This is a genomic window from Pseudomonas sp. B6(2017), from assembly GCF_002112765.1.
In the GTDB taxonomy this organism is placed as follows: Bacteria; Pseudomonadota; Gammaproteobacteria; order Pseudomonadales; family Pseudomonadaceae; genus Aquipseudomonas; species Aquipseudomonas piscis.
On record NZ_NEIQ01000002.1, the window covers coordinates 448,523 to 466,529 of the forward strand.

At 61.4% G+C, this 18,007-nt stretch carries 18 protein-coding genes; 13 read left to right on the top strand and 5 right to left on the bottom strand.

The window, feature by feature from the left end:
* Positions 1-96: 96 nt before the first annotated feature.
* Complete coding sequence (gene argJ, locus CAG11_RS05410) at positions 97-1,314, top strand: bifunctional glutamate N-acetyltransferase/amino-acid acetyltransferase ArgJ (RefSeq protein WP_085595227.1); 1,218 nt, start codon at positions 97-99, stop codon at positions 1,312-1,314.
* Between the two features lie 115 nt (positions 1,315-1,429).
* Positions 1,430-2,374 (top strand): Nudix family hydrolase, encoded by a 945-nt coding sequence (locus CAG11_RS05415; RefSeq protein WP_085595229.1) that lies wholly within the window; start codon positions 1,430-1,432, stop codon positions 2,372-2,374.
* Between the two features lie 45 nt (positions 2,375-2,419).
* On the opposite strand, the gene CAG11_RS05420 is transcribed toward CAG11_RS05415, so the two are convergent.
* From CAG11_RS05420 to CAG11_RS05430, 3 genes are read right to left on the bottom strand one after another with little or no spacing between them, the layout of a single operon-like run.
* Positions 2,420-2,995, bottom strand: coding sequence for a cob(I)yrinic acid a,c-diamide adenosyltransferase (locus CAG11_RS05420; protein WP_085595231.1), 576 nt, complete (start codon positions 2,993-2,995; stop codon positions 2,420-2,422).
* 2 nt (positions 2,996-2,997) lie between these two features.
* Positions 2,998-5,034 carry an ATP-binding protein gene (locus CAG11_RS05425; protein ID WP_085595233.1) on the bottom strand — a complete coding sequence of 679 codons (2,037 nt, stop codon included), beginning with the start codon at positions 5,032-5,034 and terminating at the stop codon, positions 2,998-3,000.
* 45 nt (positions 5,035-5,079) lie between these two features.
* Positions 5,080-5,997, bottom strand: coding sequence for a putative 2-dehydropantoate 2-reductase (locus CAG11_RS05430; protein WP_085595235.1), 918 nt, complete (start codon positions 5,995-5,997; stop codon positions 5,080-5,082).
* A gap of 144 nt (positions 5,998-6,141) precedes the next feature.
* On the opposite strand from CAG11_RS05430, the gene CAG11_RS05435 reads away from it, so the two are divergent.
* Positions 6,142-6,627, top strand: coding sequence for a YajQ family cyclic di-GMP-binding protein (locus CAG11_RS05435; protein ID WP_022640522.1), 486 nt, complete (start codon positions 6,142-6,144; stop codon positions 6,625-6,627).
* A gap of 138 nt (positions 6,628-6,765) precedes the next feature.
* Positions 6,766-7,605 (top strand): mechanosensitive ion channel family protein, encoded by an 840-nt coding sequence (locus tag CAG11_RS05440; protein WP_085595237.1) that lies wholly within the window; start codon positions 6,766-6,768, stop codon positions 7,603-7,605.
* Between the two features lie 271 nt (positions 7,606-7,876).
* Here the strand turns inward: CAG11_RS05440 and CAG11_RS05445 are convergent, their stop codons facing one another.
* Complete coding sequence (locus CAG11_RS05445) at positions 7,877-9,214, bottom strand: OprD family porin (RefSeq protein ID WP_085595239.1); 1,338 nt, start codon at positions 9,212-9,214, stop codon at positions 7,877-7,879.
* Positions 9,215-10,138: 924 nt separating this feature from the next.
* On the opposite strand from CAG11_RS05445, the gene CAG11_RS05450 reads away from it, so the two are divergent.
* Both CAG11_RS05450 and CAG11_RS05455 read left to right on the top strand, forming a co-directional pair.
* Positions 10,139-10,564 (top strand): HIT domain-containing protein, encoded by a 426-nt coding sequence (locus CAG11_RS05450; protein ID WP_085595241.1) that lies wholly within the window; start codon positions 10,139-10,141, stop codon positions 10,562-10,564.
* A gap of 3 nt (positions 10,565-10,567) precedes the next feature.
* Positions 10,568-10,774, top strand: coding sequence for a SlyX family protein (locus CAG11_RS05455; RefSeq protein WP_085595243.1), 207 nt, complete (start codon positions 10,568-10,570; stop codon positions 10,772-10,774).
* Positions 10,775-10,837: 63 nt separating this feature from the next.
* Here the strand turns inward: CAG11_RS05455 and CAG11_RS34350 are convergent, their stop codons facing one another.
* The gene (locus CAG11_RS34350) at positions 10,838-11,443 is read right to left on the bottom strand and encodes a cold-shock protein (protein ID WP_022640517.1); all 606 of its coding nucleotides are present in this window, start codon (positions 11,441-11,443) and stop codon (positions 10,838-10,840) included.
* Between the two features lie 458 nt (positions 11,444-11,901).
* Between CAG11_RS34350 and CAG11_RS05465 the strand changes: the two genes are divergently transcribed.
* The 7 genes from CAG11_RS05465 (at position 11,902) to ruvB (ending at position 17,945) form a co-directional block, all read left to right on the top strand.
* A complete protein-coding gene (locus CAG11_RS05465; protein WP_022640516.1) occupies positions 11,902-12,375 on the top strand; it encodes a Dps family protein in 474 nt (157 codons plus the stop codon).
* Between the two features lie 181 nt (positions 12,376-12,556).
* Positions 12,557-12,778 (top strand): FmdB family zinc ribbon protein, encoded by a 222-nt coding sequence (locus CAG11_RS05470; protein WP_010457489.1) that lies wholly within the window; start codon positions 12,557-12,559, stop codon positions 12,776-12,778.
* Positions 12,779-12,873: 95 nt separating this feature from the next.
* On the top strand, positions 12,874-14,649 hold the full coding sequence (aspS, locus tag CAG11_RS05475; RefSeq protein WP_085595246.1) for an aspartate--tRNA ligase: 1,776 nt from the start codon (positions 12,874-12,876) through the stop codon (positions 14,647-14,649).
* Between the two features lie 113 nt (positions 14,650-14,762).
* Complete coding sequence (locus CAG11_RS05480; RefSeq protein ID WP_022640513.1) at positions 14,763-15,509, top strand: YebC/PmpR family DNA-binding transcriptional regulator; 747 nt, start codon at positions 14,763-14,765, stop codon at positions 15,507-15,509.
* A gap of 129 nt (positions 15,510-15,638) precedes the next feature.
* The gene (ruvC, locus tag CAG11_RS05485; RefSeq protein WP_085595248.1) at positions 15,639-16,163 is read left to right on the top strand and encodes a crossover junction endodeoxyribonuclease RuvC; all 525 of its coding nucleotides are present in this window, start codon (positions 15,639-15,641) and stop codon (positions 16,161-16,163) included.
* Between the two features lie 114 nt (positions 16,164-16,277).
* Positions 16,278-16,886, top strand: coding sequence for a Holliday junction branch migration protein RuvA (ruvA, locus tag CAG11_RS05490; protein WP_022640511.1), 609 nt, complete (start codon positions 16,278-16,280; stop codon positions 16,884-16,886).
* Positions 16,887-17,945 (top strand): Holliday junction branch migration DNA helicase RuvB, encoded by a 1,059-nt coding sequence (ruvB, locus tag CAG11_RS05495; RefSeq protein ID WP_022640510.1) that lies wholly within the window; start codon positions 16,887-16,889, stop codon positions 17,943-17,945.
* Positions 17,946-18,007: the final 62 nt, after the last annotated feature.

The window sequence follows — 18,007 nt, forward strand, 5'->3', positions numbered from 1 at the left end:
CCCACGCCGTGACGGCATCAGCCGTCGCGGCGTTTTTCCATTTGCAGCACCGTCTTTTATGCCGACGGTGCCCCATCTGATAAGAGGAGCGCATTCATGGCTGTTGGTCTTGGTCCTTTGCCAACGTTGCACCCGGTTGCCGGTTTCGAACTCGGTATCGCCTCGGCTGGTATCAAGCGCCCCGGGCGCAAGGATGTGGTGGTCATGCGCTGTGCCGAAGGCTCGACGGTGGCCGGGGTGTTCACCCTCAATGCGTTCTGCGCCGCGCCGGTGATCCTGGCCAAGCAGCGCGTGCAGGGGCCGGTGCGTTACCTGCTGACCAACACTGGTAATGCCAACGCCGGTACCGGCGAGCCTGGCCTGGCGGCAGCCAGCCGTACCTGCGCCAAGCTGGCGGAGTTGACCGGCGTCGACGCCAGCGCCGTGCTGCCGTACTCCACCGGGGTCATCGGCGAGCCGCTGCCTGTGGAGAAGATCGAAGGTGCCTTGCAAGCCGCCCTGGACGACCTGTCCGTGGATAACTGGGCCGCTGCCGCCACCGGGATCATGACCACCGATACCCTGCCCAAGGGCGCCAGCCGCCAGTTCCGGCATGACGGCGTGACCATCACTGTCACCGGCATCAGCAAGGGCGCGGGAATGATCCGGCCGAACATGGCGACCATGCTTGGCTACATCGCCACCGACGCCAAGGTCTCCCGCGAAGTGCTGCAGAACCTGCTGCTGGATGGTGCCAACAAGTCCTTCAACCGCATCACCATCGACGGCGACACCTCCACCAACGACTGCTGCATGCTGGTCGCTACCGGCCAGGCCGACCTGCCGGAGATCACCGAGGCCAGCGGCCCGCTGTTCGCTGCGCTGAAGCAGGCGGTGTTCGAAGTCTGCATGGAAGTGGCCCAGGCCATCGTCCGCGACGGTGAAGGCGCTACCAAGTTCGTCACTGTCCAAGTCAATGGCGGCGGCAACCACCAGGAGTGCCTGGACGTGGGCTACACCGTGGCCCACTCGCCGCTGATCAAGACGGCGCTGTTCGCTTCCGATCCGAACTGGGGGCGGATCCTGGCAGCCGTGGGGCGTGCCGGCGTGCCGGACCTGGATGTGAGCAAGATCGACGTGTTCCTCGGCGAGGTCTGCATCGCCAGTCGTGGCGCTCGGGCGGCCAGCTATACCGAGGCGCAGGGGGCGGCGGTGATGCAGCAGGAAGAGATCACCATCCGTATCGAACTGGGGCGTGGTACCTGCAGCGAAACCATCTGGACCACCGACCTGTCCCACGAGTACGTGAAGATCAACGCCGAGTACCGTACCTGATATTCGCTATGGCCGCCCCGGAACTATCCGGGGCAGGCCTTCGCGCTTGGCGACCATCATTTTTTCATCGGCTGGCCACCCGGGCCGGCCGAATGCCGGACCAGAGGAAAACGCGGTGAAACGAGTACATGTGGCAGCGGCTGTCATCCGGGATGCCAATGGCAAGATCCTGATCGCCCGACGTGCCGATACTCAGCATCAAGGGGGTCTTTGGGAGTTTCCCGGGGGCAAGGTCGAGGCCGGGGAAACAATGCAGGCGGCCTTGGCCAGGGAGCTGCAGGAAGAACTGGGCATTGCCGTGCAGGCTGCGCGCCCACTGATCAAGGTGCAGCACGACTATCCGGACAAGCAGGTTTTGCTGGATGTATGGGAGGTCTCGGCCTTCAGCGGTGAGCCCCATGGTGCCGAAGGCCAGCCCCTGGCCTGGGTGAGTCCACGGCAACTGGGCGATTATGAGTTCCCGGCGGCCAACCAGCCGATCGTCGCGGCAGCGCGTTTGCCCGAGCACTACCTGATTACTCCCGAGGGCCTGGAAACCCCGTCCCTGCTGCGTGGCATGCAGAAGGCCATTGCCCAGGGCTGCAAGCTGATCCAGTTGCGGGCGCCCGGTGGCTACGACCCGCAGTATCGCGACCTGGCGGTGGATGCGGTGGGCCTGTGCGCCGGCAAGGCGCAGCTGATGCTCAAGGGACCTTTCGAGTGGCTGGGGGACTTTCCGTCGGCCGGCTGGCATATGACGTCGGCCCAACTGCGCAAGTACGCCAGTGCCGGGCGCCCATTCGGCAAGGATCGCTGGTTGGCGGCCTCCTGCCATGACGCCGAGGAACTGGCCCTGGCGCAGCAGATGGACGTGGACTTCGTGACCCTGTCGCCGGTGCAGTCGACCCAGACCCATCCCGATGCCCAGCCCCTGGGTTGGGAGCAGGCCGGGCAACTGATCGTCGGCTTCAACAAGCCGGTGTACTTGCTAGGCGGCGTAGGTCCAGCCCAGTGCGAACAGGCCTGGGCCTGCGGCGCCCAGGGCGTGGCGGGGATCCGTGCCTTCTGGCCGCAAGACTGAATCAAGCAACGGCTTGCCGGTGCCGCCCCGCCAAGTCGTTGCCTGTCAGGGTTTGGCGGCGGCCTGCCAGAGGATCTCGGCGATGCCCTGGCGCTTGGCAATCAAGCGAGCAGCGACGAACAGCAGGTCCGACAGGCGATTGATATAGGCCAGCCCGACTCCCTGCAGCGGTTCGATCGCATTGAGTTGCTGGCAGCGGCGTTCGGCGCTGCGGGCCAGGCTACGGCAGACGTGGGCCTGGGCGATCAGCATCGAGCCTCCGGGCAGGATGAAGTTCTCCAGCGGGCCCAGCTCCTCGTTCCATCTATCGATGGCATCCTCCAGGCGCTGCACTTCCTGCTCATCGAGCGCCTGGTACACCGGCATCGCCAGCTCGCCGCCAAGGTCGAACAAGCGATGCTGGCAGGGCGCCAGGACCTCGATCACCTGGGCCAGCCCGGGATAAGCCATGCGCTGTTCTTCCAGGCCGGCCAGCAGCAGGCCCAGCTGGCTGTTCAGGGTGTCGACTTCGCCGATGGCCTCGATCCGCGGATGGTCCTTGGGTACTCGGCGCCCATCTCCCAGGCCGGTTTCGCCCTTGTCGCCGGTGCGGGTGTAAATCTTCGACAAGCGAAAACCCATGTCTAGTTCTCCAGTGGTAACGGTGCTTGGACCGGGGGCTGGTTGCTGGCCAGGGGCAGGCGCAGGGTGAAGCAGGTGCCCTGGCCCCGGGTCGATTGCACTTCCATCTGCCCTTTGTGGTTGTTGGTGATGATGAAGTACGACACCGACAGGCCGAGGCCGGTGCCCTGGCCAATTTCCTTGGTGGTGAAGAATGGCTCGAAGGTGCGCTTGCGCACGTTCTCGCTCATGCCGATGCCGTTGTCCTCCACCTGGATTTCCGCCCAGGGCGGATTGAGCCGGGTGCGCAGGATGATCCGTCCCGGCTCGCTGTCGTCGTCGCGCTGGTGAATGGCCTGGGCGGCGTTCTTGAGCAGGTTGAGCAGCACCTGCTCCAGTTCGTTGGCGGTGCCGGGAACCGGGCCCAGGTTCGGATCGAACTGGCGGATGATCGCCTGGCCCTTGAAGTCGAAGCCGATCGCCAGGTCGAAGTCGTTGCCGGCGATCTCCACTGCCTGGTCGATCAGCGCCGGCAGGTCGCAGGGCGCCATCTGCCGGTTGCTACGGCGACTGAAGCTGAGCATATGGGTGACGATCTTCGCCGCTCGGCCCCCGGCCTGTTGGATGCCATCGAGCAATTGCGGGACTTCGCGGCTTTCCAGGTAACGATTGACGGTTTGCAGCTCGACCCCGCTCTGTTGGGCATATTCGAGGTTCTTCGGCAGTTCCGGGGATAGCCGGCGGCGGATGTTCTGCACGTTGTGCAGGATCGCCCCCAGGGGGTTGTTGATCTCGTGGGCCATGCCGGCCGCGAGGCCGCCCACCGAGAGCATCTTTTCCGACTGCACCATCATTTCTTCCAGGGACAGGCGTTGGGTGATGTCGTCGATACGGATCACCACCCCGCGTCCGGCGCCGCCCATCAGCGGATAGAAGGTCAGTGCATAGTGCTTGGCTTCTTCCTCCTTGAACCAGGTAACCCGCTCGATCTTGGCCACCGTGTGCTGTTCCACGGTTTCCTTGAGTTGGGGCAGGAATGGCTTGAGCGGTTCGAAGGCCAGGAAGATCGGCTGGTTCAGGGCCTCGTCCAGGCGTGTCCCGGACAGGGCGCTGGCCTCCTGGTTCCACTGGGTGACGTACAGCTGTTCGTCCAGGGCGATCAACGCCGAGGGCATGGAGTCGATGATGCTGTTGAGGTAGTTCTGGAAGCCGGTGAGCTTCTTCTCGATCTTGCTGCGTACCTGGACTTCCAGTTCCAGCTTGCGGTTGGTGTGGCGGGTCTCTTCGGCCAGCCCCTGGGCCTGGTCGTAGGCGGCCTGGGAATCGTCCCGGGCGCGCTTGAGTTGCTGCTCCCGGGCTTCGATCCGCGACAGCATGGTATTGAAGGCCTCGGCCAGGCTGCCGATTTCGTCGTGGTTGCCGCGCGCCGCGCGCAGGGCGTAGTTCTCTTCACGGGTGACCTGGCGTGACAGCTCCTCGAGCTGGTGGATCGGCTGGGTGATCAGGCGCTTGATCTGTCGGGCGATGATCAGCCACAGCAGCACGCTGAAGATCAGGATGCCCAGGCTGGCGGTGAGGGTCCCGGTATAGAAGGCCATGGGCAGTTCGCTGCTGGCCACCAGCAGCAGGTGACCCGACTCCTGGCCCGGACGGGGCAGGGGGATCACCTGGTTACTGCGAAACTCGGTCAGCTGCCAGGCCTCGATATGCCGGTAGCGCTCGGGCAGCTTGAGGCGATCGCCGTGCTGCAACTGGGCGATGCGCTGGCCGCTGCCGTCATAGATGGCCGCTGCGCGCAGGGGCGAGTAGCTATCGAGTTCGCTGAGCAACCGTTCCGCATCCTGGGGCGAGTTCAATGCCTGGAGCGACAGGGTCGGATTGGACACCAACCGGCCGATGGTCTGCAGGGCCTGGGGCGCCATGCTTTCCTGGGAGATCCAGTAGGCGGCGCTGATGAAGGTCAGGTTGGCGACCAGCAGCACTGTGGTCAGCAAGACAAGCAGGGCCGCCAGGAGCTTTTGGCCCACCGGCAGGTTTTCGAGACGCTGGCGCAATGGCATCGGCTATATCGCTGGAAATGAGCAAGTGGGCAGCGTAGCCGCTGCTCAGTCGCTGGGCAATCCGTGCAGTTGCAGGTGTTCCTTGAGGCGCAGTTGCAATTGCTGCAGGTGCGGCAACGCCAGCCGATGGCGGTTGGCGACTGCGCAGGCGTGGCCCAGCAGGTAGCGGATTTCGGTACGCCGCTGGTTGGCCACGTCCTGGTACATCGAGGAGTAATTGGCGGCGGTGGCCTGGATCACCCGTTCGACTTCCTGTTGCAGGTCTTGCGCCGCATCGGGTTGCCCACAGCATTGCAGCAGCTCGCCCAGTTCGGCACACAGGGTGGCGACTTCACAGCGGTGTTGCTGCAGGCCGCCATTGCGGCAATCGTATAGCACCGTCAGGGGGTTGATGGCGCAGTTGAGCGCCAGCTTGCGCCAGAGCCGGGTGAGGATCTGGGTGGTCCATTCATGGGGAATGCCACTGGCACTGAGTTCATCCAGCCAGATCGGCGCGGTGGGGTGGCCGGCATCGCCGAGCCAGGTATAGCCATGTCCGGCGAACACCACGCGCCAGTCGCCATCGCGGAATGCCCCCTCGGTGCTGGAGGCGGCGATGCAGCGTGCCGCGGGAACCCGGGCGGCCACGGCGTCCTGGCTGCCCAGGCCATTTTGCAAGAGGATCAGCTCGGCCCCTGGCGTCAGGCGGGTGGCGATGCGCGCCACGGCCGCCTCGGCATCGTAGGCCTTGCAAGCCAGCAGCAGGCGCCGGATCGGTTGCGGGCTGTCGCAGGTTTCGCCGGGGATCGGATACAGGTGGCTCTGGCCCTGTTCGACCAGGGTCAGGCCGCCAGCGGCTTGGTAGTCCTGCAAGCGGGCCTGGTCCCGCAGGATCAGGCGTACCGGCAGGCCGGCGCGGGCCAGGCGTGTGGCCCAGAGAGTACCGAGGCTGCCGGCGCCGAGGACGTGCCAGGTGGTGGACATCAAGTTTTCGCTCTGTTTGGCAGGCCCGGGGAGGGCACGCGGTGAAGGAGGGGAAAGACCCGTTATAATGAGCGCGGATTTTAACCGCAAGCCGGGCGTGTTCGATGTTCTGAACAGCGCCCCTTTTTTATTTGGAGAGAGTACATGCCGTCGTTTGACGTGGTATCCGAACTGGACAAGCACGAAGTCACCAACGCGGTGGAAAACGCCGTCAAGGAACTGGATCGCCGCTACGACCTGAAGGGCAAGGGCAGCTTCGAGTTCAAGGACAAGGACCTGACCGTCAACCTGACCGCTGAAGCCGAGTTCCAGCTGGAAGCGATGATCGAGATCCTCAAGCTGGCCCTGGTCAAGCGCAAGATCGACGTCCAATGCCTGGAAATCAAGGACGCCTATGCCTCGGGCAAGGTGATGAAGCAGGAAGCGGTACTCAAGGAAGGGATCGACAAGGAACTGGCGAAGAAGATCGTTGCCCATATCAAGGAGGCCAAGCTCAAGGTGCAGGCCGCCATCCAGGGCGAGCAGGTCCGGGTGACCGGCAAGAAGCGCGACGACCTGCAAGAGGCCATCGCGGCACTGCGTGGCAAGGAATTCGGCATGCCGCTGCAGTTCAACAACTTCCGTGATTGATCGACGCTTCCGGGAACCTCCAGCTCTTGTTGGCGTCCGAGGCCGGAGCGATGGCAGAAACGATTTAGCTCCCCGGGAGCCGGTCGTTCTGCCTGTCAGTCATGCATCCTGCGCAATCGCGGAAACCTGGAGAGATAGATGGATTTGAATGCTGAAGTAGACAACCTGGTCCGGGCTTCCCAGGCCTGGATTCCAATGATCATGGAATACGGCAGTCGCGTGCTGCTGGCCATGGTCACCCTGGCCATCGGTTGGTGGCTGATCAACAAGCTGACCCATAAAGTGGGCAGGCTCCTGGCGCTGCGTAATGCCGACCTGGCGTTGCAGGGCTTCATCAGCAGCCTGGCGAACATCGTGCTCAAGGTCTTGCTGATCGTCAGCGTGGCTTCGATGATCGGTGTCGAGACCACTTCCTTCGTCGCCGCCATCGGTGCCGCCGGCCTGGCCATCGGCCTGGCGCTGCAAGGCAGCCTGGCGAACTTTGCCGGCGGAGTGCTGATCCTGCTGTTCCGTCCGTTCCGCATTGGTGACTTCATCGAAGCCCAGGGCATCAGCGGTACCGTCGACAGCATCCAGATCTTCCACACGGTACTGCGTACCGGTGACAACAAGACGGTGATCGTGCCCAACGGCAACCTGTCCAACGGCATCATCACCAACTACAACCGCCAACCCACGCGCAAGGTGGTATTCGATGTGGGCGTGGATTACGACGCGGACCTGCAAAAGGCACGTGAAGTGCTGCTGGAGCTGGCCAAGGATGAGCGTGTGCTGGCCGACCCGGCGCCGGTGGCTGTGGTTTCGACCCTGGGCGACAGCGCCATCACCCTGTCGTTGCGCGTCTGGGTCAAGACTGCCGACTACTGGGATGTCATGTTCCAGTTCAACGAGTTGTCTCGTGATCGTTTGAAAGCCGCGGGTATCGATATCCCGTTTCCGCAACGGGTGATCCGCGTGGTCCAGGAAGCCGCGGTGTAACAAGACGGTTTCATAAGTTGGCTGTTCGGTCAGCTAATGTTGTTCAAGACAAGGGGCCATGGGCCCCTTGTTTGTTTTGCGGCCTGGCAACTAAGTAGGTTGTTAGAGGTTGATGAGTATCAACTAGCGACAGACGGTTTATTAGTTAGCTTGCTATTTGTTTGCGTATTCTGATTGGTACTTTTCGTCGGTATAAAAAAACCGCCGCGCTATTTCAGTGCGGCGGTTTTTATTGATATCGAGCGTTGGCTTAATTAGCCGGATATCGGGATTACAAGATGCTCAGAGGATACTCGACGATGATACGAACATCGTTGTTATCCGACTGGTAGCCGCTGTAGGCATTATTGACGCGATACACTGCGCTACGCAGGCGGAAGGACAGGTCCTTGGCCGGACCTTCCTGCATGACGTATTTGGTCTCGAAGTTGAACTCCTTTTCCTTGCCTTCGCCCAGGCCATTGGTGGAGATGTTGTCACCAGTCACGTAGCGAGCCATGAAACTCAGGCCTGGCACGCCATAGGTGGCCATGTTCAGGTCGTAACGTGCTTGCCAGGAGCGCTCGTCGCGGCCCACGAAGTCGGAGATCTGGATGGAGTTGGCCACGAAGACCGTGCCGTTGCCGTCAACGCCGTAGTAGTAGCCGTTGTCGCCGCTGGAGCGCTGGTGGGCCAGGGTGAACTTGTGCGCGCCGAGGCTGTATGCCGCTGCCAGGCTCCACAGTTTGTTGTCTACGCCCTTGCGGCCATCGCCGATCATGTCGACCAGGTCGCCACGCTTGTCGCCTTCGGTCTTGTAGCCGTTGAAGTCGAAGTTCAGGGACTGCGACTCGGCGATCGGCAGGGTGTAGTTCAGGTTGATGTACTGCTTCTTGAAGTACTGGTCGACCTTGGAGGCTGCCAGGGTGCCAGTGAAGTTGTCGGTGAAGGCGTAGGTCGCACCGAAGATGTCCGCCGAAGGCAGGCCTTTGCCACCTTGGCCATCCAGGTCGGCCACGCCGCCGATGCTGTCCTTGCCCATGCCGGTCTGCTTGCTCAGCGCGGTGAAGCGGCCAGCGTTCAGTTCCAGGCCCTTGATTTCCTTGCTGGTGATCAGGGTGCCTTCGGCCACTTCCGGCAACAGGCGGCTATCGTCGGTGGCGAATACCGGGCTGGCGACGAATTGACGACCGTACTTGAGGGTGGTGTCGGAGATGCGGAACTTGATGGCGGCGCCAGTCTTGGACTGGGTCTTTTCCGGTTGGCCGTCGCTATTGACTGCGAACAGACCGTTGCCGGCACGACCTGCGCCGCCGTCCAGGCGGGCTGCACCCATGGCCATGGCATCCACGCCGACACCCACGGTGCCTTGGGTGAAGCCCGACTCGTAGGTCAGCAGTTCACTGATACCGGTATCTTGACGATAACCGCTCTTGTAGCCTCCACCTGGCTTGGAAATGTTACCGGCGCCATTCTTGTAGTCGCGATTCATGTATTCCAGGCGAGTCTTGGACTTCAGGCTCTGATCTTCGAAGAAGCCCTTGGACTCGTCCTGGGAGGACGCGATTGCGAACTGCGAGGTCCCTGCGGATACAGCCAGGGCGATCATGCTCCACTTCATCACGCGCATCGTGATTTGCTCCTTTGGTTTTTAGAAGACTATTGCCGTCCCACCTGTATTTTTATCTGGGCGGCTCTTTCTTTTTGGGTCGGCGCAAACTTATATCACGCTGACAATATTGGCGATACTTGCCTATCTATCCTTGCACCTTCTTTACGAGGCTGTCGCAAATTGCTCGACCGGTGTCGCAATTGTTTGGCCGGTATGTATCCGGCCCGACAACTTTAATAGCACTTTTGGGGAGGATGTAAGGAGGCCGTTAAGGCCCCGTTGCACAAACTTTAAAAGTACTTTAGGGCAGCCCTGCCACTCTTATCATGAGTCTGTAAGCTCTCACTTCCTGTGAGCCACCGCAGACGGTTCCGGGCTGAATGCAACAAACGTGCACAAATCCATTTTGCTCGGCGATTTTTGTTCCAGGCGTCATATGAGCCTGTAAAAATTGCATAAAACCCCTGTTCCGCTGGCTTTTCGTTTGGCTTGACGTGGCTGCACCCATGGTGCAGGGGTGTGTGCAATAAGTTGCACAGCTTTGCAAAATGTTACCGCTGCACACTGCAAAGTGAGTAAACGGCGGATGCTTGGGGTGTTCAGCGTAGACCCTTTGTGCGGTTTTGGTGCAAGGCCAACGAAACGCGGTGCGAGTCCCATGTGCACTGGCGCGCAAAGAACGAGAAACATCAAGGGCTTGCCTGGTCATCTTTCGAACACTTCTGACGTTTTGTAGGCAATGGGTGCGGGGCTTCGGAAAGTGTCCTGCCTCGGGGCGCAGTCGGTTGCATGCTGTGGCTCCTTGCCAAGTGGGGGTGAGGGGCGCAGGCTTATTGCCCATGAAGCGCGAGGCATTCGCAGGTATGCTGCGCCTCTGTCGCCTGGCAGGTGTCAGTAATACTGGACGGCCAGGCTGTAATGAGTTGAGCGGGAGCAAGCGCGGTGTTCACTTTAGATTCACGATTGCAGCAAGACACATTAGCCATCGGGGACTTCCCCCTTTGCCGGCTGCTGCTGTCCAATGATGCAAACTACCCCTGGTTCATCCTGGTGCCGCGTCGCGAAGATATCAGCGAGTTGTTTCAACTGGATGTCACCGATCAGCAACAGTTGTGGCGAGAAACCACAGCACTGGCCGAAGTGCTGAAGGACTCCTTCGATGCCGACAAGTTGAACGTGGCGACGCTGGGCAACGTGGTCAGCCAGCTGCACATGCATGTGATCGTGCGCAAGCGCGACGATGCGGCCTGGCCTGCACCGGTATGGGGCAAGCAACCGGCCAAACCTTACAGTGCAGAGCAGGTTGCACAGATCCGTGAGCGCTTGCGGTTGGTGCTGACCGATGATTTTCGCTTTCTGGAGGGCTGAACCATGAGTCTGGAAGCGCGGGTAATCGATCTTGAAAGTCGCCTGGCATTTCAGGATGACACCATCCAGGCCCTCAATGATGAGCTGGTGGCGCAGCACAAGTTGCTGGAGCGCCTGCAACTGCAGATGACGGCCATGCTCAAGCGCCAGGAGGAGATGGTCGGTCAGTTCGGCTCCTTCGAAGAAGAAGCCCCGCCCCCCCACTATTGAGGGGGGAACTGCAGAGCAAAAAAAACCGCGCCTCTTGGCGCGGTTTTTTATGCAGCGAGGCGGTCAGCGGCGCGGCAGAGCAGCGATCACGTCCTCGGCTTGCAGGCCCTTGTCACGGTTCATCACCGAGAACTCCACGCGCTGGCCTTCGACCAGGACGCGATGGCCTTCGCCGCGAATGGCGCGAAAGTGCACGAAAATATCATCGCCGGAGTCCCGGGAGATAAAGCCGAAGCCCTTGGAGGTGTTGAACCACTTCACGGTGCCGGTATCACGATTGCTCATGTCATAGGCAGGTGAAGCAGCGGCGGCTGGTGACGATTTGTAGAAGCTCACGGCCAGGTGCAGGGCCACGGCGATCAATGCGGTCAGCAGGCTGACCAGGACCGCAGGTTGACCACCGATCACCGGCATGGGAGCCAGCAGGGTGAGGGTTTGCAGGACAACGACCAGGACCAGCAGGGCGCTGACCAGGTTCTGCAGGTGCTGGCGCGGGCCTTTGTTCCAGTGGGGAGCAACGGGAGCCAGGGCCAGGTTGAGCAGGCCGAAAATGGCCAGGTAAAGAGCATCGGGTTGTTGCAGGTAGGGAACCGCGTCAGATCTCAGACTCGGAATCAAGGACAGCAGCAAGGCTGCAAGGCCTGTCAGCAGGTGGACGATTTTCAACATTTTGATTAACTCACGTTAAGAAGTAGCACTAAGGAAGAGCTGATCGCGCACGGTTCGCTTTGGAAAAAAAGGTTAAGGCGGGTACATGCGTGGTGTCAGCCTATGCGCGTTGGCCGAAGAAATAGGCAACAACGACACGGGCTCTATTTAACCGCAAAGCCCAGGCCTTCTCAAATCACCGACGCAGGCTGGCAAGAGGGGGCAACCCCATCGTGGGCGATGGTGATTCGGAGCATCAGGCAAAGGCCTGTGCTAGACAGGTGTTGGCGGGTTTTCCAAGGAACATGGGGTTTCCCCCGTGGTCAGAACAGGCTCGAGCCCAGCGTCTGAGGGGCCGGCTGGCCACGGGACAATCCACCGCAGGCCGGTCGGGGGACAGAAGCCGGCGCAGGGGCGATGCTCTTGCTAGAGTGGTCCGTCAGCGATTGGGTGAATTCATCTGGTTAACGGAGAGAAACATGGCAATTGATATCGGTATCAGCGAAGCGGATCGTAAATCCATCGTCGACGGCCTTTCCCGTCTGCTATCGGATACCTACGTGTTGTACCTCAAGACCCATAACTTTCACTGGAACGTCACTGGCCCTCAGTTTCGCACCCTGCACCTGATGTTCGAGGAGCAGTACAACGAACTGGCCCTGGCGGTCGACCTGATCGCCGAACGCATCCGTGCCCTGGGCTTTCCGGCTCCAGGTGCCTATTCCATCTACGCCAGGCTGTCCTCGATCAAAGAGGAAGAAGGTGTGCCGGCAGCCGAGGAAATGATCAAGCAGCTGGTCAGCGGCCAGGAGGCGGTGACCCGCACCGCCCGGGGTATCTTCCCGCTATTGGACAAGGTCAGCGACGAACCCACGGCGGACCTGCTGACCCAGCGCATGCAGGTGCATGAGAAAACCGCCTGGATGCTGCGTTCGCTGCTGGAAAACCGTTAAGCCCTCCGCTATGGATGGCGCCTTGCGCGTCATCCGTATCTGCGAGGCGCATCGGTTATGGGGCATTCGGCTGCACAGGGCCGATTTAATGGATATAATCCCGCTCTTTGCTACGTAGCCCGAGCTTTGGCGTGGGCTCTGGCTGTAGTTCAAGCAGTAACCTGATTGCCGAGACGCCCCCATGCCGATGTACGACTACCAATGCGCTTCCTGTGGTCATCAGTTGGAAGCCATTCAGAAGATCAGCGCTGCGCCGCTGGTCGACTGCCCTGCCTGCCAGGCACCTGAACTGAAAAAGATGCTGTCCATGCCCGGTTTTCGCCTGAGCGGCACCGGCTGGTATGAAACCGACTTCAAGACCGGCTCGAAGAAGAACCTGGCCGGTGGCGACAAAGCTGACTAAGTTGAACGACACGCGCGAGTTCTTGCACTATCCGGCCCCAAGTGGGGCGCAAGGCCTCCATCGAATTTCGAATTACGAGAAGTGAAACCACTACCATGATGCGCAGCCATTATTGCGGCCAACTGAACGAAAGCCTGGAAGGTCAGGAAGTAACCCTTTGCGGATGGGTCCACCGTCGTCGTGACCACGGCGGGGTGATCTTCCTCGATATCCGTGATCGTGAAGGCCTGGCCCAGGTGGTGTTCGATCCGGACCGCGCTGAAACCTTCGCAACCGCCGACCGTGTGCGCAGCGAATACGTGGTCAAGGTCACCGGCAAGGTACGCCTGCGTCCGGCCGGTGCCGGCAACGCCAACATGGCCTCGGGCATGATCGAGGTCCTGGGTTACGAGCTGGAAGTGCTGAACGACGCGGAAACCCCGCCGTTCCCGCTCAACGAATACACCGACGTAGGCGAAGAGACCCGCCTGCGCTATCGCTATATCGACCTGCGTCGTCCAGAAATGGCCGAGAAGCTGCGCCTGCGCTCGCGAATCACCAGCAGCGTGCGTCGCTACCTCGACGAGAACGGCTTCCTCGACGTCGAGACGCCGATCCTGACTCGCGCCACCCCTGAAGGTGCCCGCGACTATCTGGTGCCAAGCCGTACCCACGCCGGCAACTTCTTCGCCCTGCCGCAATCGCCGCAGCAGTTCAAGCAGCTGTTGATGGTGGCCGGCTTCGACCGCTACTACCAGATCGCCAAGTGCTTCCGCGACGAAGACCTGCGTGCCGATCGTCAGCCTGAGTTCACTCAGATCGACATCGAGACCAGCTTCCTCAACGAACAGGACATCATGGGCCTCACCGAGGGCATGATCCGCAACCTGTTCAAGGAAGTGCTGGACGTGGAATTCGGCGAGTTCCCGCACATGACCTGGCACGAAGCCATGCGTCGCTATGGTTCCGACAAGCCGGACCTGCGTATCCCGCTGGAACTGGTGGATGTGGCCGACCAGCTCAAGGACGTGGAATTCAAGGTATTCAGTGGTCCGGCCAACGATCCGAAGTGCCGTGTGGCGGCCTTGCGCGTTCCTGGCGGGGCGAGCATGCCACGCAGCAAGATCGACGACTACACCAAGTTCGTCGGCATCTACGGTGCCAAGGGCCTGGCTTACATCAAGGTCAACGAGCGTGCCAAGGGCGTCGAAGGCCTGCAGTCGCCGATCGTCAAGAACATTCCTGAAACCAGCCTGAACGTGATCCTCGATCGCGTTGGCGCGGTCGATGGCGACATCGTGTTCTTCGGTGCCGACAAGGCCAAGATCGTCAGCGAAGCCCTGGGCGCGCTGCGGATCAAGGTCGGCAACGACCTGAACCTGCTGACCAGCGACTGGGCTCCGCTGTGGGTCATCGATTTCCCGATGTTCGAAGAGAACGACGACGGTAGCGTCAGCGCCGTGCACCACCCGTTCACCGCGCCCAAGTGCTCGCCAGCCGAGCTCGAGGCCAACCCGTCCGAGGCCCTGTCCCGTGCCTACGACATGGTGCTCAACGGCACTGAGCTGGGTGGCGGTTCGATCCGTATCCATCGCAAGGAAATGCAGCAAGCGGTATTCCGTCTGCTGGGCATCCAGGAAGCGGAGCAGGAAGAGAAGTTCGGCTTCCTGCTGGACGCCCTCAAGTACGGCGCGCCACCCCATGGCGGCCTGGCCTTCGGCCTGGATCGCCTGGTGATGCTGATGACCGGCGCGCAATCGATTCGTGAAGTGATCGCCTTCCCGAAAACCCAGAGCGCGGCCTGTGTCATGACCGAAGCGCCGGGTGCGGTGGATGCCAAGGCTCTGCGCGAGCTGCACATCCGTCTGCGCGAACAGCCAAAGGCTGAGTAAGCTGGCCCGACAAGGCGCACCTTCGGGTGCGCTTTTTCTATGGGGCGAGTTTTTGTTATCCGCCTGCCTGATGGCAGCGCTGGTAAGGTTTCAAGGAGAATTTGGAGCAAATTATGGCCGGTCATTCCAAGTGGGCGAACATCAAGCACCGCAAAGAGCGTCAGGATGCCAAGAGAGGCAAGATCTTCACCAAATGGATTCGTGAGCTGACCGTCGCAGCCCGCCAGGGTGGTGGTGAGCCCGGTTCCAACCCACGCCTGCGCCTGGCCCTGGACAAGGCCCTGGGCGCCAACATGAGCCGTGACATCATCGATCGGGCTATCGCCCGCGGTACCGGTGCTGCCGGCAGCGACGACGTGGTCGAGCTGACCTACGAGGGCTACGGTCCCAATGGCGTGGCAGTGATGGTCGAATGCATGACCGATAACCGCAACCGCACCGCGGCGGCGGTTCGTCATGCCTTCAGCAAGTGTGGCGGCAACCTGGGCACCGACGGTTCGGTGGCTTATCTGTTCGAGCGCAAGGGCCAGCTGACCTTTGCCGAAGGTGTCGACGAAGATGGGCTGATGGAAGCAGCGATGGAGGCCGATGCCGACGACGTAGTGAGCAACGAAGACGGCTCGGTCGACGTATTCACTTCCTTCGCCGGTTTCTATGGCGTGCGCAATGCCCTGGAAGCTGCGGGCTTCAAGGCGGCGGATGCGGAGATCGTCATGTTGCCGACCACCAGTGCCGAGCTGGACCTGGACGGTGCGGAGAAGGTCTTGAAGCTGATCGACATGCTGGAAGACCTGGATGATGTGCAGAACGTCTATTCCAACGCGGATATTCCAGAGTCGGTTGCTGCCCAGTTGGGCTGATTCGACTGCACCGACCTTGAAGCCGGATGCGCAACGCCGCGATGATTGTGCGGCAGGGCGCTTCCGGCTTCGCTCTTTTCGCTATCCCGGTCATCCCCGGCATGGCTTTTCACTCCAGCAGCAGGCGTTATGACTCTTATTCTTGGCATCGACCCCGGTTCGCGCATCACCGGTTATGGCGTGGTTCGCGACACCGGGCGCGGTTGCGTGTATGTGGCCTCGGGGTGCATTCGCACTGGCGCCGGCGAACTGCATGAGCGTTTGCAGATCGTCTATCGCGGGGTGCGCGAGGTGATCCAGAGCTACGGGCCAGTGACCATGGGCATCGAGAAGGTGTTCATGGCGCGTAATGCCGATTCGGCGCTGAAGCTCGGGCAGGCACGGGGCGCGGCCATAGTGGCCGCGGCCGAGGAGGGCCTGGAGATCGCCGAGTACACCGCTACCCAGGTCAAGCAGGCCGTCGCCGGCACCGGTGGCGCCAACAAGGAGCAGGTGCAGATGATGGTGATGCATCTGCTCAAGCTGACCGCCAAGCCGCAGATAGACGCATCGGACGCCCTGGCCATCGCCATCTGTCATTCCCATACCCGCTCCAGCCTGTTGCCCCACGGCTTGGGGACGGCACGCAGTCGTGGCGGCCGCTTGCGTCTCTGATAGCATCGGCGCAGTCATTTCAAGAGTGGAGCATCGTGGCGCCAGGGTGCCCGGCCCGGATGCCTGCTCAGTGAGTCGCCAGCGAACGCTGGCCATCGCCTTAAGGATTCGAACGTGATTGGACGCTTGCGCGGCACCTTGGCTGAAAAACAGCCGCCGCACCTGATTCTTGATGTCAATGGGTTGGGATATGAAGTCGAAGTGCCCATGACCACCCTGTACCGCTTGCCGTCGGTCGGCGAACCACTGACCTTGCACACTCATTTGGTCGTGCGCGAAGACGCGCAGTTACTCTACGGCTTCGCCAGCAAGCGCGAGCGAGACTTTTTCCGCGAGTTGATCCGTCTCAATGGCGTGGGGCCAAAACTGGCACTGGCCTTGATGTCCAGCCTCGAGGTGGATGAACTGGTGCGCAGCGTGCAGGCCCAGGACACCTCGGCCCTGACCAAGGTGCCAGGGGTCGGCAAGAAGACCGCCGAGCGCCTGTTGGTGGAACTCAAGGACCGTTTCAAGGCCTGGGAGGCGGTCCCGAGCATGTTCGCCCTGGTGCCGAACCAGCCGGATGCGCCGATGCCGGTGGCCAGTGCTGAATCGGACGCGGTCAGTGCGCTGATTTCCCTGGGCTACAAGCCGCAGGAGGCCAGCAAGGCAGTGTCCGCGATCAAAGAGAAAGGCTTGAGCAGCGAAGAAATGATCCGCCGGGCCCTGAAGGGAATGATCTAAGTGATAGAAGCTGATCGTCTGATCGCCGCCACGGGCCCCCGTGAGCGCGAAGAAATCCAGGACCGGGCGATTCGTCCGGTCAGCCTGGCCGACTACATCGGCCAGCCCGGCGTGCGCGAGCAGATGGAACTGTTCATCCAGGCCGCCCGCGGGCGCAACGAATCCCTGGACCATACCCTGATCTTCGGTCCGCCAGGGCTGGGCAAGACCACCCTGGCCAACATCATCGCCCAGGAGATGGGCGTCTCGATCAAGAGCACCTCCGGGCCGGTGCTGGAGCGTCCCGGTGACCTGGCGGCGTTGTTGACCAATCTCGAACCCCATGACGTGCTGTTCATCGACGAGATCCATCGCCTGTCGCCGATCGTCGAGGAAGTGCTGTATCCGGCGATGGAGGATTTCCAGCTCGACATCATGATCGGCGAGGGCCCGGCGGCGCGTTCGATCAAGCTCGACCTGCCGCCCTTCACCCTGGTCGGTGCTACCACGCGGGCCGGGATGCTGACCAACCCGCTGCGGGACCGCTTCGGTATCGTCCAGCGCCTGGAGTTCTATAGCATCACGGACCTGGCGACCATCGTCAGTCGTTCCGCCAGCATCCTCGGCTTGCCGCTGGACCCGGACGGCGCCATCGAAGTGGCGCGTCGGGCGCGGGGCACACCGCGGATCGCCAACCGCCTGCTGCGCCGGGTGCGCGACTTCGCCGAGGTGCGAGCCAAGGGGCATATCACCAAGGCGGTGGCCGACCTGGCGCTGAACCTGCTGGATGTCGACGAGCGTGGCTTCGACCATCAGGACCGGCGTCTATTGTTGACCATGATCGAGAAGTTCGATGGCGGACCGGTGGGGGTCGACAGCCTGGCCGCCGCGATCAGCGAAGAGCGCCATACCATCGAGGACGTGCTGGAGCCGTACCTGATCCAGCAGGGCTACATCATGCGGACCCCGCGTGGTCGGGTGGTGACCCGGCATGCTTACCTGCATTTCGGGCTAAACATTCCGTCACGATTGGCAGAAGCGCCCGTGGTAGACGAGTTTCTCGATGCCGTGGACGATTGATCGGACACACTTTTCGTCGACTTATTCGGAGTTTGTGCTGTCCTAGGGGCTGGCTTCGTCGA

Bases quoted from the DNA above. Each gene is read 5' to 3' on its own strand.
- argJ (WP_085595227.1), top strand. From the start codon at position 97: ATGGCTGTTGGTCTTGGTCCTTTGCCAACGTTGCACCCGGTTGCCGGT.
- CAG11_RS05420 (WP_085595231.1), bottom strand. From the start codon at position 2,995: ATGGGTTTTCGCTTGTCGAAGATTTACACCCGCACCGGCGACAAGGGC.
- CAG11_RS05425 (WP_085595233.1), bottom strand. From the start codon at position 5,034: ATGCCATTGCGCCAGCGTCTCGAAAACCTGCCGGTGGGCCAAAAGCTC.
- CAG11_RS05430 (WP_085595235.1), bottom strand. From the start codon at position 5,997: ATGTCCACCACCTGGCACGTCCTCGGCGCCGGCAGCCTCGGTACTCTC.
- CAG11_RS05435 (WP_022640522.1), top strand. From the start codon at position 6,142: ATGCCGTCGTTTGACGTGGTATCCGAACTGGACAAGCACGAAGTCACC.
- CAG11_RS05440 (WP_085595237.1), top strand. From the start codon at position 6,766: ATGGATTTGAATGCTGAAGTAGACAACCTGGTCCGGGCTTCCCAGGCC.
- CAG11_RS05445 (WP_085595239.1), bottom strand. From the start codon at position 9,214: ATGCGCGTGATGAAGTGGAGCATGATCGCCCTGGCTGTATCCGCAGGG.
- CAG11_RS05455 (WP_085595243.1), top strand. From the start codon at position 10,568: ATGAGTCTGGAAGCGCGGGTAATCGATCTTGAAAGTCGCCTGGCATTT.
- CAG11_RS34350 (WP_022640517.1), bottom strand. From the start codon at position 11,443: ATGTTGAAAATCGTCCACCTGCTGACAGGCCTTGCAGCCTTGCTGCTG.
- CAG11_RS05465 (WP_022640516.1), top strand. From the start codon at position 11,902: ATGGCAATTGATATCGGTATCAGCGAAGCGGATCGTAAATCCATCGTC.
- CAG11_RS05470 (WP_010457489.1), top strand. From the start codon at position 12,557: ATGCCGATGTACGACTACCAATGCGCTTCCTGTGGTCATCAGTTGGAA.
- aspS (WP_085595246.1), top strand. From the start codon at position 12,874: ATGATGCGCAGCCATTATTGCGGCCAACTGAACGAAAGCCTGGAAGGT.
- CAG11_RS05480 (WP_022640513.1), top strand. From the start codon at position 14,763: ATGGCCGGTCATTCCAAGTGGGCGAACATCAAGCACCGCAAAGAGCGT.
- ruvC (WP_085595248.1), top strand. From the start codon at position 15,639: ATGACTCTTATTCTTGGCATCGACCCCGGTTCGCGCATCACCGGTTAT.